We start from the raw sequence: 14,611 nt of genomic DNA on the forward strand, positions 1-14,611 counted from the left end.
TCGCCGCGCCGAGGATTCAATTCATCCCGTTCCGGACTCGCATGGCCGCATATTAAGCGGCTCTTTACTTTGTTTCGGCAGGCAAAGCGGGCAGACGACCACCATCACGGGTCGGGCCGCTCGCTTCCCCGCCGGGGCGGCCAGATAGAAGGGACACGCGACGTGTATACGTCCCATGCAGATTCGGAAGAGAGCGACCGGCCGCAGGCAACTGGCGGACCGGGCCAACCCGCTGCCGCGCTTGCGCATGACCAGATCCTTTCCGCCGTGTCCTTGCCTGCCTTTTCCTGGGCCGATGCGCGCGAGCGCCTGTCGCACCGCATTGCAAAGCTCGATCTCGCGCCCGACCTCGGTAGCGAGATCGGCAGCAAGCGCTGGCTGCGCGGGCTGGGCACCTTCGTCGGCCTAACGGCTGCGGCGCTGGCCTTCTGGCCAAGCTTCGCCCCGCTGGAAGCCGCCGCTCCCGCGCATATCGACGACGCGGTGCGCGACGAATACCGCAGCCAGATGATCCTGCCGCTCGCGCTTGGCGCCGACAGCGGCCGGCATATGGGGGCGACCGCGCTGGTCGAACCGCTCGCTGGCGCGCCCGAGCGGCCGACGCTCGATATGGTTGCGACACTCGCCAAGGGCGACAGCTTCGAACGCATGTTGCGCCGTGCGGGCGTGGGCCGCGACGATAGCCTGCGCGTTGCCGAACTGGTCGCGGGCGCGACCGCGCTGAGCGACCTCGAGCCCGGCACGACGTTCGACATCGTGCTCGGCCGCCGTCCTGCACCGGGCGCGCCCCGCCCGCTCGAATCGATCGCTTTCCGCGCCCGGTTCGATCTCGAACTCGATATCGGCCGGTTCGACGAAGGGGCCGACCTGTCACTGACCAAAAAGGTCATCCGCGTCGACGATACCCCTTTGCGTATTCGCGGTACGGTGGGCGACAGCCTCTATCGCTCGGCCCGCGCTGCAGGCGCCCCGGCGAGCGCAGTGCAGGCCTATCTCAAGACGCTCGGCCAATATGTGAATCTCGACCGCGATATACGCGCGGGCGACACGTTCGATTTCGTCGTGGCGCATCGCCGCGCCGCCACGGGCGAACGGCAGGCGGGGCAATTGCTCTATGCCGGGCTCGACCGGGGCGAACAGCCACGCGTGCAGCTGATGCGCTGGGGCTCCGACGGCGAATTCTACGAAGCCTCGGGTGTCGGCGAACAGCGCGGCGGGCTGATGGCCCCCGTTCCGGGGCGCACCACCTCGCGCTTCGGCATGCGGCGCCATCCAATCCTCGGCTATCGCCGGATGCATTCGGGCCTCGATTTCAAGGCGCGCTATGGCACCCCGATCGTGGCGGTCACCGATGGACGCGTGATCGGCGCCGGGCGGATGGGCGGCTGCGGTAACGCCGTGCGCCTGCGTCACGATGCCTCGCTCGACACGCGCTATTGCCACATGAGCCGGGTCGCGGTGAATCGCGGTCAGAGCGTTCGGCGCGGGCAGGTCATCGGCTATGTTGGTTCGACCGGCCTCTCCACCGGCCCGCATCTGCATTACGAAATGTACCGCAACGGGCGCGCGATCGATCCCTCCTCGGTCCAGTATGTCACCCGCGCGCAGCTCGCCGGTGTCGAACTGCGGCGCTTCAAGGACGCGCTGGCGCGGATCAAAACGGTCGAACCGGGCGCGGCATTGTCCGAACTCGAACAGACAGCGGCCGAAGTCGCCGCTACGGAACCGGTCCGCGAAATCGACAAGCTGGCCCCGCCCAAGCGGAGCTGAGATTGCGCCCCGCGCGCGCTTGCGGCATTGCGCTGCAATGACCAATGCCCACTATCCCGCCACGCGCCTACGCCGTACCCGTTCGAGCGGGTGGAGCCGCGCCATGCACCGCGAAACCGTGCTGACGCCCGCCGATCTGATCTGGCCGCTGTTCGTCACCGATGGTTCCGGGGTCGAGGAACCCGTTACCAGCCTGCCGGGCGTGTCGCGCTGGTCGGTTGACCACATCGCCAAACGCGCGAAGGAGGCGGTCGATCTGGGCATCCCCTGCATCGCGCTGTTCCCCAACACGCAGCCCGATCGGCGCAGCGATGACGGGGCCGAGGCGCTCAATCCCGACAATCTGATGTGCCGCGCGATCAAGGCGGTCCGCGATGCCTGCGGCAACGATATCGGCATCCTCACCGATGTCGCGCTCGATCCCTATACCAGCCACGGCCAGGACGGGCTGCTCGACGAGGCCGGCTATGTCGTCAATGACGATACGGTAGCGGTGCTGGTCGATCAGGCGGTCAACCAGGCCGCTGCGGGGGCCGATATCATCGCCCCGTCCGACATGATGGATGGCCGCGTGAAGGCGATCCGCATGGCGCTGGAAATGAACCAGCATCCCAACGTCCAGATCATGGCCTATGCCGCCAAATACGCCTCGGCCTTCTACGGTCCGTTCCGCGACGCGGTGGGCTCGGGCGGCCTGCTCAAGGGCGACAAGAAAAGCTACCAGATGGACCCCGCCAATGGCGACGAGGCGCTGCGCGAAATCGCCTTCGACATCGCCGAGGGCGCCGACAGCGTGATGGTCAAGCCGGGCCTCGCCTATCTCGACATCATCTGGCGCGCCAAGCAGGAATTCGGCGTGCCGGTGTTCGCCTATCAGGTCAGCGGGGAATATGCGCTGATCGAGGTCGGCGCCGCCGCCGGGGTGGGCGACCGTGATGCGTTGCTGATGGAGAAGCTGCTTGCCTTCAAGCGCGCCGGATGCAGCGGCGTGCTGACCTATCACGCGCCGCGCGCCGCCCAATTGCTCAATGGCTGACTTCCGCCACGAGACCGACCGGTTGATCCTGCGCGACTGGCGTGAGGAAGACTGGCCGCTCTTCTGGGACGGGACCAATACGCCCGGCGTAATGCGCTGGCTGGGAGGGGTTTGCGATGGTGCGAAGCGCGATGCGGCGCAGCAGCGCCTGCTCTCCTACGAACGCGAACTCGGCCACACCTTCTGGTGCGTCGAGCGCCGCAGCGATGGCGCGATCCTCGGTTTCTGCGGTCTCAAGCGTTCCAATCAGGCGGGCGGCCCGCTCGGCATGATGGAAGTGGGCTGGCGGCTGCGCGAAGACGCCTGGGGCAGGGGCTATGCGAAAGAGGCGGCTACCGCCTCGCTCGATCTTGCCTTCGACCGGTTCGATGCGGAAGAGGTGATCGCCATGACGGTTCAGCGCAACACGGCCAGCTGGGGGTTGATGCAGCGGCTGGGAATGCGCCGCCGCGACGATCTCGATTTCGACAATGCGGAGTTCGACAAGGAGGACCCGGTCATCATCGTCTATTCGGCCGATCGCGCATCCTGGACAGCCCATCGTGACTGATATCATCGCCGAAACCGACCGGTTGATCCTGCGCACGATCGAGGAAGGCGACGCTATCGAACAGGATCGTCTGCTCAATACGCCGTCGGTGATGGCGCGGCTTGGCGGCGTCAAGGAATTGCACGAGATCGAGGCCAAGCACGCCAAGGCGATGGCGATGTATGCCCGCGAGGGCTTCAGCTTCCTGTTCATGATCGAAAAGGCGAGCGGCGAAATGGTCGGCCATTGCGGGATCAAGCGTGTCGACAACCCGCTGGCGCCCAATGTCGGCGATCACGAAATCGGCTGGCTGGTGCGCGAGGACCGCTGGCGGCGCGGCTATGCCGAAGAGGCGATGCGCGCGGTACTCGACTGGGCCTTTACCCGCATTCATGCGCCGCATGTCGTCGCGCTGACCAGCGAGGCCAATGCCGGAAGCTGGAAACTGATGCAGAAGCTCGGCATGGTCCGCCGCGAGGATCTCGACTTCACCGACCCGGGCTTCCCGCCTGAAGACAATCCGACAATCCAGTATTCGCTCACGCAAGAGCAATGGGAGAGCAGCCAATGACCGCGAGCCGCCCTGGTGTCACCATCATCCCGATCCACGGCCACACGCCGCGCATCCACGATAGCGCCTTCATCGCGCCCGGCTGCACGATCATCGGCAATGTCGAGATCGGGGCAGACAGTTCAGTGTGGTACAATTGCGTCCTGCGCGCCGACGTCAGCCGGATCGTGATCGGCGAACGGTCGAACATCCAGGATGGTAGCGTATGCCATTGCGACCCCGAGCGCCCTGGCGACCCGGGCGGTTCGCCGCTCATCATCGGTGACGACGTATTGGTCGGCCATATGGCGATGGTCCATGGCTGCACCATCGAGGATCGCGGCTTCGTCGGCCTGGGCGCCATTGCGATGAACAAGGCGGTGATCGGTTCGGATGCAATGCTCGCCGCCGGTGCCATGCTGACCGAAGGCAAGGTGATGGCCGCGCGCGAATTGTGGGGCGGCCGCCCGGCGCGCAAGATGCGCGATCTCGACGATGCCGCCATCGCCGGTATGCGGATGGGCGTCGCGCATTATGCCGAGAATGCCAAACATCACGCCGCCGCGGTCGTCGATGCCGCGGCCCAAGGCTGACCTGCCCGACCCCGCAGCGCTATGGGACCTGGTGGCCGGCGACCAGCTACGCCTCCGTGTGACGCCCGGCGCCCGGACCGAAGCGATCAGCGTGGAAGAGGGCCGGGTGCTGGTAAAGGTACGCGCCAAGCCCAGCGATGGGGCTGCCAATACCGCAGTCGTGAAACTGGTGGCGCGCGCTCTTGGGGTCGCGACGTCACGCTGTCGGATTGTGCGCGGCGCGACTTCGCGTGAAAAGGTGCTCCAGCTCGATCCTTAGGCAGCGCGTGTCTCGATCCTGACCGCGAAGGCGAACAGCAGCAGCGCGAGGCCCGCCGCTGCTGCTGCGGCGACAAGGGGGTGCACTGCATAGAGGCAGGCACCGCATACCGCGCCCACCGCCAGCGCCAGCCACAGCGTGGGATAGCCGCGCATGGCTTCACTCGGACGTCCGAGAATGCGCGCTGCCACCCCCTGGCCTGAGCGCACCAGCGCCCCCGTCATATAAGTCACCCCGACGGTCACCTCGCCCTCGCGCGAGAAGACGTTGTTGGCGACTCCCATCGCCGCGGCGGCGAGCGCGAGGAAGACCATGTCGTGGGCATTCCCCAGTGCCAGCGTGGCTGTTCCAAGCACCGCGGTGACCATGGCGAGCAGAATGCGCTTGTGCTGTCCCTGTCGGCCAAACGCGACCAGCGCACCGGCGATCACGCCCCCGATAAAGCAGGCGATGACGAGGATCGGGATCCACGCCAGCGCGCGATCGGCGATCAGCTCGACGCCAAGCCGCGTCGTGTTGCCCGACATGAAAGAGGTGAAATAGCCGCCTGCAACGACGAAGCCGATGGCATCGACCTGGCCGGCGAGGAATGCCAGCCCTACGGCGAGTTTCTGGCGGCTGCGATCGTAGCGTTGCATCGCAGCACCATGCGGACTGTTGCGCAGAATTCAATCCCGGATAAGCACTCGCAGGGCCTCGATACGATCCGCTTCATGCGGCGGCTTGTCCCAACGGATGCGGTGGATGCGCGGAAACCGCATTGCGAGGCCCGATTTGTGCCGTTTGCTTTCGTGCACGCTGTCGAATGCGACTTCGAACACCAGTGTCTTCTCGGTTTCGCGCACCGGTCCGAAACGGTTGATCGTATTCTGCCGCACGTGGCGGTCGATCTTTTTCAGCTCCTCGTCGGTAAAGCCCGAATAGGCCTTGCCCACGGGCAGCAGATCGGCGCCCTGGTCGGGATCGCCATCCCAGCAACCGAAGGTGTAATCGGAAAAGAAGCTAGACCTTTTTCCCGAACCGCGCTGCGCATACATCAGCACGCAATCGACCAGCAGCGGGTCGCGCTTCCACTTGTACCAATAGCCGACTCGCCGCCCGGCGATATAGGGGCTGTCCTTGCGCTTGAGCATCAGGCCTTCGATCGCATCGTCGCGGCTGCCTTCGCGGATCTGCGCGAGGTGCTCGAAATCGCTCGCCTGCACCACCTTGCTGATATCGAAATGGCTGTCGGGCAGCCGCGTCATCAGCGCTTCGAGTCGGTCGCGGCGCTCGCTCCATGCGAGGGTGCGCACATCCTCGCCCTCGATCAGCAGCGTGTCATAGAGTCGCACGAACGCCGGATAGTCCTGCAGCATCTTCTTGCTGACGGTCTTGCGCCCCAGCCGCTGCTGCAGCGCGTTGAAACTTGCCGCTCCGCCTTCCTCGCCGCCCTGCGCCGAACCGCGCACCAGCAGTTCGCCGTCGAGCACTGCGGGGAAGGGCAGCGCGTCGAGCAGCTCGGGAAAGGTCGCGGAGATATCGTCGCCCGAACGCGAGTAGACACGGGTTTCCTCGCCTGCGCGGACCAGTTGCACGCGAATGCCGTCCCACTTCCACTCGGCGGCATAGTCCGCCAGATCGACCGTGGTCTCCTCGAGCGGATGTGCGAGCATGAAAGGGCGGAAGGTCGGCAGATTGGCGATATCGGGCGGTGCCTCGCCGCGCGCGGCCCATCCGAACAGCGCGTCATAGGGCGCGTCGAGCCCGTGCCAATATTCCTCCACCTCGTCGACCGAGACGTCGAAAGCCTGCGCAAACGCGGTCTTGGCGAGGCGGCTGGAGACCCCGATGCGCATTCCCCCGGTCGCCAGCTTGAGCAGCGCATAGCGGCCCGATGGATCGAGCCGATCGAGCAGCCGGGGCAATTCGGTGAGCACGCTCTTGCGGTTCATTGCGGCAAGCTGTTCGACCGCTTCGCTAACCGTGGGCGGCGATGGCGCCTGATCGGGTGCGGGCCACAGCAGGCTCGCGGTTTCGGCCGTATCGCCGACGAAGTCGCGGCTCAGCGTCCACAGCACCGGATCGACCCGGTCCTTGAGCAGATTGCGGATGGTAGAGCTTTTGACCGCGGGAAAATCGAGCCCGTCGCCCAGCGCTGCCAGCGCCCAGCCGCGATCCGGATCGGGCGTCGCGCGCAGATATTCCGCGATCAGCCGCAGCTTCTCGTTGCGGCTGCGGGTGTAGACCAGCGCGTCGATCAGGGCGGCAAACTCCTCCACCGCTAGTCGTCCTCATCCTCATATCCCACCATCGCCAGCGCCCGTGCACGGCGCTGATTGAGCTGGCACCAGCGCAGCAGTGCATCTTCGCGCCCGTGAGTGATCCAGTTTTCCGCCGCATCGACTTCCTTGATCGTGCGCGTCAATTCGCCCCAGTCCGCGTGGTCCGAAATCACCAGCGGCAGCTCGACATTGCGCTGCCGGGCGCGCTGGCGCACGCGCATCCAGCCGCTCGCCATTGCCGTAATCGGGTCGGGCAAGCGGCGGCTCCAGCGGTCGTTGAGCGCCGATGGCGGGCTCACCACCACCGCGCCGCGCATGTCGTCCTTCGTGTAATCCGCGACCAGCCGCAATTCGCCGAGATCCACGCCGTGCTCTTCATAGAGCCGGCACATCTTCTCCATCGCGCCATGCAGGTAGATCGGGTCCATATGGCCCGCGCGGCGTAGTTCGGCGATGACCCGCTGCGCCTTGCCCAGCGCATAGGCGCCGACCAGCACGCAGCGATCGGGATGCGCGGCGAGCCGTTCGAGCAGCTTGGCCATTTCCTCCTCGATCGGCGGGTGGCAAAACACCGGCAACCCGAAGGTCGCCTCGGTGATGAAGATATCGCACGGGGTGACCTGGAACGGGGGGCAGGTCGGATCGGCTCGGCGTTTGTAATCGCCGGTTACCACCACGCGCTCGCCCGCATGTTCGAGCAGGATCTGCGCACTGCCGAGCACATGGCCGGCGGGGATATAGGTCGCCTCGACGCCGCCGGGCAGGCTGATCGTCTCGCCATATTCGACCGGAGTAGCGCCCTCCTTAGTTGCGTAGCGCAACTCCATGATCGCCAGCGTGGCGGGGGTTGCCACGGTCTGGCCATGGCCACCGCGCGCATGATCGGCATGGCCGTGCGTAACCAGCGCCCGGTCGACCGCGCGGCTGGGGTCGATCCAGCAGTCGGCGGGGACGACATGGATACCGTGCGGTTCGGGTTTGATCCAGGAGAAGGGGGCTGCAGCCATCCCCGATTCAAACGAAAGGGGCGCCAACCGTTCCCGGTGGCGCCCCCTCGCAGTGGTTTTTCCTGCCGCTCAGCTTTCGCTCTCGTCGGTGCTTTCGCTGGCATCGGCCGCCGGTTTCTTGCTCGCCGGTGCCTTCTTCTCTGCGGCCTTCTTGCGCGGCGGCGCCTTGCGCTTGGCCTTGGGCGGGGCAGGGGTCAGCTCGAAGCTCGGCTTGCCGTCCTTCATCGTCACCGAAACCTCGCCGCCATCGGCCAGCTTGCCGAACAACAGTTCCTCGGCGAGCGGCTGCTTGATCTTTTCCTGGATCAGGCGGCCCATCGGACGCGCGCCATAGAGGCGGTCGTAGCCCTTGTCCGCCAGCCATGCGCGGGCGTCCTGGTCGAACTGGATATCGACATTCTGTTCGGCCAGTTGCAGCTCGAGCTGGAGGATGAATTTGTCGACCACGCGCGCAACGGTATCCCGGCCCAGATAGGCGAAGGGCACCACCGCATCGAGGCGGTTGCGGAACTCGGGGGTGAACATGCGTTTCACCGCTTCCTCGCTCGCATCTTCCTTCGACACGTCGCCAAAGCCAATTCCCTGGCTCGCCATGTCGGCCGCGCCCGCATTGGTGGTCATGATCAGCACGACATTGCGGAAATCGACCGTCTTGCCGTGATGGTCGGTTAACCGGCCGTTATCCATCACCTGCAGCAGGATATTGAACAGGTCGGGATGCGCTTTCTCGATCTCGTCGAGCAGCAACACGCAATGCGGGTTCTGGTCGACCGCATCGGTCAGCAGCCCGCCCTGGTCGTAACCAACATAGCCCGGAGGCGCGCCGATCAGCCGCGAAACGCTGTGGCGTTCCATGTATTCGGACATGTCGAAGCGCTTGAGTTCGATCCCCATGATGCTGGCGAGCTGGCGCGCGACCTCGGTCTTGCCCACACCGGTCGGGCCGCTGAACAGGAACGAGCCGATCGGCTTGTCCGGATCGCGCAGGCCCGCGCGCGACAGCTTCATCGCGGTCGACAGCTTCTTCACCGCCGCATCCTGCCCGAAGACGACCCGTCGCAGGTCGCGGTCGAGATTTTCGAGCGCCCTCTTGTCGTCCTTCGATACCGATTTGGGCGGGATGCGCGCCATGGTCGCGATCACCGCCTCGATCTCGCGCGCGGTGATTTTCTTCTTGCGCCGGCTGGGCGGCACCAGCATCTGCATCGCGCCGACCTCGTCGATCACGTCGATCGCCTTGTCGGGCAGCTTGCGATCATTGATGTAGCGCGCCGACAGCTCGACCGCAGTCTTGAGCGCGTCGACCGTGTAGGTCACCTTGTGGTGGTCCTGGAACGCGGTCTTCAACCCCTTGAGGATCTTGATCGTGTCTTCGATCGTGGGCTCGTTCACATCGATCTTCTGGAAGCGGCGCAGCAGCGCGCGGTCCTTCTCGAAGTGGTTGCGGAACTCCTTGTAGGTGGTCGAGCCGATGCAGCGGATCGCGCCCGAACTCAGCGCCGGCTTGAGCAGGTTGGATGCGTCCATCGCCCCGCCACTGGTCGCGCCCGCGCCGATGACCGTGTGAATTTCGTCGATGAACAGGATCGCATCGGGCATGCCTTCGAGCTCATTCACGACCTGCTTCAGTCGCTCCTCGAAATCGCCGCGATAGCGCGTCCCGGCAAGCAGCGCGCCCATGTCGAGCGAATAGATCACCGCGTCCTGCAGCACTTCGGGCACTTCGCCTTCGACGATCTTGCGCGCAAGACCTTCCGCAATGGCGGTTTTCCCGACGCCGGGATCACCGACATAAAGCGGGTTGTTCTTGCTCCGGCGGCACAGGATCTGGACCGTCCGGTCGACCTCGGGCCCGCGGCCGATCAGCGGATCGATCCGGCCATCTTCGGCCTTCTTGTTGAGATTGACGGTGAACTGGTCGAGCGCGGTTTCCTTCTTGCCCTTTTCGGCCGCCTTGTCCTCGCTTTGCGCCTCGCCTTCTTCGGCGCCTTGCGAAGGACGGCTTTCGACCTGCTTGCCGCCCTTGCCGATGCCGTGACTGATGAAGCTCACCGCGTCGAGCCGGCTCATATCCTGCTGCTGGAGGAAATAGACCGCATAGCTGTCGCGTTCGGAAAACAGCGCGACCAGCACATTGGCGCCGGTCACCGTATCCTTGCCGCTCGACTGGACATGCAGGATTGCGCGCTGGATCACCCGCTGGAACCCCGCGGTCGGCTGCGGGTCGGCGGTTTCGTCCGATTGCAGCGACTGGTATTCCTGTTCGAGATACTGCTTCACCACCGCGGTCAGTTCACCGAGGTCGACCCCGCAGGCGGACATCACTTGCGCGCCATCCTCGTCGTCGATCAGTGCGAGCAGCAGGTGTTCGAGCGTCGCATATTCGTGCCGGCGCTCGCCCGCATCGGTGAGTGCGGCGTGGAGGGTCTTTTCGAGATTGGCGGCAAAGCTGGGCATCAGATGTCTTTCTCATGGGATTCGCACGGGGCGAATACGGGACAGCCTATGGGCCGAAGGTTAGCCAATGCTGTATGCTCGCCGGATATGGGTGCGCAGGGCAATATTTTCAGCCCCCGCATCACCAACTATTCCTTTCGCCCGAACAATGCCTCGGCGGCATTGCGATGCGCGGCAGCCGAGCTGCGGTGTTTCTCGACCCGGTCGATCTCGGCTTCGAGCAGTGCGATCCGCACCGCCAGTTCGTCCTGCGAATAGGGGCCGAGGTCCTCGGCCATAAGCAGGCTCGCGGCGTCGCCTCGCGGGCGCGGACGGGTATCGTCATCCATTGGGACCAATGTCGCAATTCTGTGTGGTTGCTGTCAACGGGGCAGCGCGGTATTGCACGGCCAAGCGTGGCAGGGACGACACGCAGGGAACAATGGCGATGGGGGCGCGAGTGGCAGCAGATTTGCCGAAAACGATGTCAGCGACGGGTTTCGACAAGCCCGGCGGGCCCGAGGTGTTGCGGTCCGAGCAGTTGCCCGTGCCCCAACCGGGCGAGAACCAAGTGCTGATCCGTGTCGCTTACGCCGGGGTCAACCGGCCCGATGTGATCCAGCGGCAGGGCTATTACCCGCCGCCGCCCGGTGCCTCGCCGGTCCCGGGCCTCGAAGTATCGGGCACCGTCGTGGCGATCGGCAAGGGTGCGCCGCCCGAAATGCTGGGCAGGCGAGTCTGCGCGCTCGTGTCGGGCGGGGGCTATGCCGAATACTGCCTGGCACATTCGGCGCATTGCCTGCGCGTGCCCAAGGCGATGACGATGGAAGTCGCCGCGGCAGTCCCCGAAACGCTGTTCACTGTGTGGCACAATGTGTTCGAGCGGGGCTGGGCCGGGAATGGCGACACGCTGCTGGTCCACGGCGGAACCAGCGGGATCGGGACCATGGCGATCCAGCTGGCGCGGGCCTTCGACATTACCGTGATCGCGACTGCGGGAAGCGAGGAGAAATGTCAGGCGATCCGTGATCTGGGAGCGGATCTGGCGATCAATTACAAGACGCAGGACTTCGTCGAGGAGGTAAAGACCTTCACCGGCGGCCAGGGCGTCAACGTGGTGCTCGACATGGTTTCGGGCGATTACGTCGCGCGCAATATCGAATGTCTGGCCGATGACGGGCGGCATGTAACCATCGCCGTGCTCGGCGGGCTCAAGGCCGAAATCAACATGGCCACCGTCATGCGCAAGCGGCTGGCGCTGACCGGCTCGACACTGCGGCCGCGCGCGGACGATTTCAAGGCGCTGCTCGCCGACGAAATCTACAATCATGCCTGGCCCCTGTTCGAGGATGGCACGATCGCACCGGTGATGGACCAGACCTTCGCGCTTGCCGATGCGAGTGCCGCGCATGCGCGGATGGAGGCGGGCGATCATATCGGCAAGATCGTGCTCGAGGTAGCCGGTGACTGAGGTCACGCTCCACGAGGATCCGCGCAGCGGTAATTGCTACAAGATCAAGCTCACCGCCGCGCTGCTCGGCCTGCCGCTGGCAACCCGGCAATACGATATCATTGCCGGGGAAACGCGCACGCCCGATTTCCTCGAGCGGGTCAATCCGAACGGGCGCATCCCCGTGCTGCAGATCGGCAACCGTTTCCTGCCCGAAAGCAATGCCGCCTGCTGGTATCTCGCCTCGGGCAGCGCACTGATTCCGCAGGACAGCTTCGACCAGGCGGATATGCTGCGATGGATGTTCTTCGAACAATACAGCCACGAACCCAACATCGCGACGATGCGTTTCTGGCTGCATTTCATCGGGAGCGCGCAGCTTTCGCCGCAGCAGAAGGCGCAGATGATGGCCAAGCGGATCGCCGGCTGCGAGGCGCTGTCGCTGATGGACGGCCATCTTGCCGGGCACGACTGGTTTGTGGGCGATAGCGTCTCGCTCGCCGATATCGCGCTGTTCGCCTATACCCATGTGGCGGACGAAGGCGGCTTCGGGTTGGGCGACTATCCGGCGGTCGAACGCTGGATCGAACGGGTGTCGCAGCTCCCCGATTTCATCCCCATGGGGTGAACCCAAAGTGTCGCAATGTCGCCGATCCGTAACGGCAATGTGAATCGCTCGTAACAATCCATCGCCATGGCTGGCCCTGATACTCATCAGGGGAGCCCGGCCCATGAATGATCTGCCCACCGACTTCGATGCCGTCCACAAGGTCGCCAGTTTTCCGTCGATCAAACCGAGCGTGCCCGAACGCACGATCGGCAAGCGGCGCGAGTTTCGCACTATCTGGATCAGCGATGTCCATCTCGGCACCAGGGGCTGCAATCACGAACTGCTGATCGATTTCCTCGACCACACCGATAGCGAGACGATGTATCTTGTCGGCGACATCATCGATGGCTGGCGGTTGAAAAAGAAGGTCTACTGGCCCCCGGAACACAACGACATCGTCTGGCGCATCCTCAAGCGTGCCAAGCGCGGTACGCGGATCGTCTATATTCCCGGCAATCACGACGAAATGGTCCGCCCGTTCAGCGGGATGAACCTGGGCGGAGTCGAGATCATGCGCGCGGCATTCCACGATACTGCCGACGGGCGCCGGCTGATGGTGCTGCATGGCGACGAATTCGACACCATCATGCTGGCGCACCGCTGGCTCGCCTTCGTCGGCGACGCGCTCTACCATGTGATGATGAAGCTCAACAATTGGGTGGCCGGCGCGCGCAAGCGGCTGGGCCTGCCCTATTGGTCGATCTCGAAGGCCGCCAAGCACAAGGTCAAGAACGCGGTCGAGTTCATTTCGAAATACGAGGAAGTCGTCGCCCGTGCCGCAGCCGAACGGGGTGTCGATGGCGTGGTCTGCGGCCATATTCATACCGCCGAATTCCGCACCTTCGACCATGATGGCAAGCAGATCGAATATTGGAACGACGGCGACTGGGTCGAGGGTTGTAACGCGCTGGTCGAGCATTTCGACGGGACCATGGAAATCCTCCACTGGCCCGATGAGATTGCCCGGCGTGAAGCCGAGCAGCCGGCGGCCGCGCCATCGGTCCCGGAGGCCGCGTGAGTTCGATGTCCGGCGCGCGCGCCGAGATCTGCAAGGTTCAGCCGAGCGCGCCGCACCGGATTGCGATCGTCACCGACGCATGGCTGCCACAGATGAATGGCGTCGTCCGCACGCTCACCACGACTTGCGATCACTTGCGCGAACAGGGGCACGATGTGCTGGTCGTCTCGCCCGACGAATTCGCCAGCGTGCCCTGTCCGACCTATCCCGAAATCCGGCTGGCGCTGGCCGTCCCGGGCGCGGTGGCGAACCGGCTGCGCGCCTTTTCGCCCGAGGCGATCCACATCGCCACCGAGGGTCCGCTCGGCATGACGGCACGCCGCTATTGTGCAAAGCACGATATCCGCTTCACCACCGCCTATCACACACAGTTTCCCGACTATCTCGCCAAGCGCACGCATCTGCCCGCCGCATGGTTCTGGCGGTATATCCACTGGTTCCACCGTCCCGCCAAACGCGTGCTGGTGGCGACCGAGAGCATCAGCGAGGAATTGCGCGCGCATGGGCTGACCCAGCTGCACCGCTGGAGCCGCGGGGTCGACCTTGCCTGCTTTACGCCCGATGCGCCGCCGCCGCCCGAATTTGCCGATCTGCCGCGCCCGATCCAGCTCTATGTCGGCCGGGTCGCGGTCGAGAAGAACGTCGAGGCGTTCCTCGACGCCGACTATCCCGGCAGCAAGGTCGTGGTCGGCGACGGACCGTCGCTGGCATCGCTGCGCGCGAAATATCCCCACGCGCACTTTCTGGGGCGGCGTTCGGGGCGCGATCTGGCGGGGTGCTATGCCGGGGCGGATGTCTTCGTCTTCCCGAGCAGGACCGACACTTTCGGGCTGGTCATGATCGAGGCGCTGGCCTGCGGGACTCCGGTCGCCGCCTATCCGGTTGCCGGACCGCGCGATATCGTGACCAGCGCGGTCGGCGCATTGGGTGAGGAACTCGCCCGCGCGATCGGTGCGGCCCTTTTCTGCGACCGCGCAGCCTGTGCCCGGTATGGCGCAAGCTTCAGCTGGGCCGCCGCGACGGGACAGTTCCTCAGCGGGCTCGCGGCTTTCGAGGCGGACCAGCTTCCCGCGGCCTGAGGCTTTCGCT

Annotated in this window: 15 protein-coding genes; 10 read left to right on the forward strand and 5 right to left on the reverse strand. The window is 64.9% G+C overall.

Translation table 11 applies throughout. The features are described 5' to 3' along the window. Nucleotides 1–162 precede the first annotated feature (162 nt). From VWN43_RS14635 to VWN43_RS14660, 6 genes are read left to right on the forward strand one after another with little or no spacing between them, the layout of a single operon-like run. Nucleotides 163–1,770, forward strand: a complete 1,608-nt coding sequence (locus tag VWN43_RS14635; RefSeq protein ID WP_320181232.1) for a M23 family metallopeptidase — start codon at nucleotides 163–165, stop codon at nucleotides 1,768–1,770. 37 nt (nucleotides 1,771–1,807) lie between these two features. Continuing rightward, the gene (gene hemB / locus VWN43_RS14640; protein ID WP_253520913.1) at nucleotides 1,808–2,806 is read left to right on the forward strand and encodes a porphobilinogen synthase; all 999 of its coding nucleotides are present in this window, start codon (nucleotides 1,808–1,810) and stop codon (nucleotides 2,804–2,806) included. Then, on the forward strand, nucleotides 2,799–3,356 hold the full coding sequence (locus tag VWN43_RS14645) for a GNAT family N-acetyltransferase (RefSeq protein ID WP_253520909.1): 558 nt from the start codon (nucleotides 2,799–2,801) through the stop codon (nucleotides 3,354–3,356). Before hemB ends, VWN43_RS14645 begins: the two co-directional genes overlap by 8 nt. Continuing rightward, nucleotides 3,349–3,906, forward strand: a complete 558-nt coding sequence (locus VWN43_RS14650; RefSeq protein ID WP_320181231.1) for a GNAT family N-acetyltransferase — start codon at nucleotides 3,349–3,351, stop codon at nucleotides 3,904–3,906. The genes VWN43_RS14645 and VWN43_RS14650 overlap by 8 nt, the downstream gene beginning before the upstream one ends. Continuing rightward, nucleotides 3,903–4,478, forward strand: coding sequence for a gamma carbonic anhydrase family protein (locus tag VWN43_RS14655; RefSeq protein WP_253520901.1), 576 nt, complete (start codon nucleotides 3,903–3,905; stop codon nucleotides 4,476–4,478). Before VWN43_RS14650 ends, VWN43_RS14655 begins: the two co-directional genes overlap by 4 nt. After that, entirely contained in the window at nucleotides 4,459–4,737 is a 279-nt protein-coding gene (locus VWN43_RS14660) for a DUF167 domain-containing protein (RefSeq protein WP_253520898.1), read from the forward strand. Before VWN43_RS14655 ends, VWN43_RS14660 begins: the two co-directional genes overlap by 20 nt. On the opposite strand, the gene VWN43_RS14665 is transcribed toward VWN43_RS14660, so the two are convergent. From VWN43_RS14665 to VWN43_RS14685, 5 genes are all read right to left on the reverse strand, one after another. After that, a complete protein-coding gene (locus VWN43_RS14665) occupies nucleotides 4,734–5,375 on the reverse strand; it encodes a YoaK family protein (protein ID WP_253520895.1) in 642 nt (213 codons plus the stop codon). The two genes, VWN43_RS14660 and VWN43_RS14665, sit on opposite strands and share 4 nt — an antisense overlap. 30 nt (nucleotides 5,376–5,405) lie before the next feature. Next, nucleotides 5,406–6,998 carry a cisplatin damage response ATP-dependent DNA ligase gene (locus tag VWN43_RS14670; RefSeq protein ID WP_320181230.1) on the reverse strand — a complete coding sequence of 531 codons (1,593 nt, stop codon included), beginning with the start codon at nucleotides 6,996–6,998 and terminating at the stop codon, nucleotides 5,406–5,408. A gap of 2 nt (nucleotides 6,999–7,000) precedes the next feature. After that, nucleotides 7,001–8,008 (reverse strand): ligase-associated DNA damage response exonuclease, encoded by a 1,008-nt coding sequence (locus tag VWN43_RS14675; protein ID WP_320181229.1) that lies wholly within the window; start codon nucleotides 8,006–8,008, stop codon nucleotides 7,001–7,003. Between the two features lie 69 nt (nucleotides 8,009–8,077). Continuing rightward, nucleotides 8,078–10,465, reverse strand: coding sequence for an ATP-dependent Clp protease ATP-binding subunit ClpA (gene clpA, locus VWN43_RS14680; RefSeq protein ID WP_320181228.1), 2,388 nt, complete (start codon nucleotides 10,463–10,465; stop codon nucleotides 8,078–8,080). 128 nt (nucleotides 10,466–10,593) lie between these two features. Next, nucleotides 10,594–10,794: a DUF1192 domain-containing protein gene (locus VWN43_RS14685; RefSeq protein ID WP_320181227.1), complete on the reverse strand. Its 201-nt coding sequence runs from the start codon at nucleotides 10,792–10,794 to the stop codon at nucleotides 10,594–10,596. A gap of 134 nt (nucleotides 10,795–10,928) precedes the next feature. On the opposite strand from VWN43_RS14685, the gene VWN43_RS14690 reads away from it, so the two are divergent. The 4 genes from VWN43_RS14690 (at nucleotide 10,929) to VWN43_RS14705 (ending at nucleotide 14,601) form a co-directional block, all read left to right on the forward strand. Continuing rightward, entirely contained in the window at nucleotides 10,929–11,915 is a 987-nt protein-coding gene (locus VWN43_RS14690) for an NAD(P)H-quinone oxidoreductase (protein ID WP_320181226.1), read from the forward strand. Next, nucleotides 11,908–12,522: a glutathione S-transferase family protein gene (locus VWN43_RS14695; RefSeq protein WP_320181225.1), complete on the forward strand. Its 615-nt coding sequence runs from the start codon at nucleotides 11,908–11,910 to the stop codon at nucleotides 12,520–12,522. The genes VWN43_RS14690 and VWN43_RS14695 overlap by 8 nt, the downstream gene beginning before the upstream one ends. 103 nt (nucleotides 12,523–12,625) lie before the next feature. Beyond that, complete coding sequence (locus VWN43_RS14700; RefSeq protein ID WP_320181224.1) at nucleotides 12,626–13,522, forward strand: UDP-2,3-diacylglucosamine diphosphatase; 897 nt, start codon at nucleotides 12,626–12,628, stop codon at nucleotides 13,520–13,522. A gap of 5 nt (nucleotides 13,523–13,527) precedes the next feature. After that, nucleotides 13,528–14,601 (forward strand): glycosyltransferase family 4 protein, encoded by a 1,074-nt coding sequence (locus tag VWN43_RS14705; RefSeq protein WP_320182154.1) that lies wholly within the window; start codon nucleotides 13,528–13,530, stop codon nucleotides 14,599–14,601. The last annotated feature ends 10 nt before the right edge of the window (nucleotides 14,602–14,611 follow it).

The sequence above is a fragment of the Qipengyuania sp. HL-TH1 genome (assembly GCF_036365825.1).
GTDB lineage: Bacteria > Pseudomonadota > Alphaproteobacteria > Sphingomonadales > Sphingomonadaceae > Qipengyuania > Qipengyuania profunda.

Coding starts and splice junctions, on each gene's coding strand:
- hemB (WP_253520913.1), top strand. CDS start 1,808: ATGACCAATGCCCACTATCCCGCCACGCGCCTACGCCGTACCCGTTCG.
- VWN43_RS14645 (WP_253520909.1), top strand. CDS start 2,799: ATGGCTGACTTCCGCCACGAGACCGACCGGTTGATCCTGCGCGACTGG.
- VWN43_RS14655 (WP_253520901.1), top strand. CDS start 3,903: ATGACCGCGAGCCGCCCTGGTGTCACCATCATCCCGATCCACGGCCAC.
- VWN43_RS14660 (WP_253520898.1), top strand. CDS start 4,459: ATGCCGCGGCCCAAGGCTGACCTGCCCGACCCCGCAGCGCTATGGGAC.
- VWN43_RS14665 (WP_253520895.1), bottom strand. CDS start 5,375: ATGCAACGCTACGATCGCAGCCGCCAGAAACTCGCCGTAGGGCTGGCA.
- VWN43_RS14675 (WP_320181229.1), bottom strand. CDS start 8,008: ATGGCTGCAGCCCCCTTCTCCTGGATCAAACCCGAACCGCACGGTATC.
- clpA (WP_320181228.1), bottom strand. CDS start 10,465: ATGCCCAGCTTTGCCGCCAATCTCGAAAAGACCCTCCACGCCGCACTC.
- VWN43_RS14685 (WP_320181227.1), bottom strand. CDS start 10,794: ATGGATGACGATACCCGTCCGCGCCCGCGAGGCGACGCCGCGAGCCTG.
- VWN43_RS14690 (WP_320181226.1), top strand. CDS start 10,929: ATGTCAGCGACGGGTTTCGACAAGCCCGGCGGGCCCGAGGTGTTGCGG.
- VWN43_RS14700 (WP_320181224.1), top strand. CDS start 12,626: ATGAATGATCTGCCCACCGACTTCGATGCCGTCCACAAGGTCGCCAGT.
- VWN43_RS14705 (WP_320182154.1), top strand. CDS start 13,528: ATGTCCGGCGCGCGCGCCGAGATCTGCAAGGTTCAGCCGAGCGCGCCG.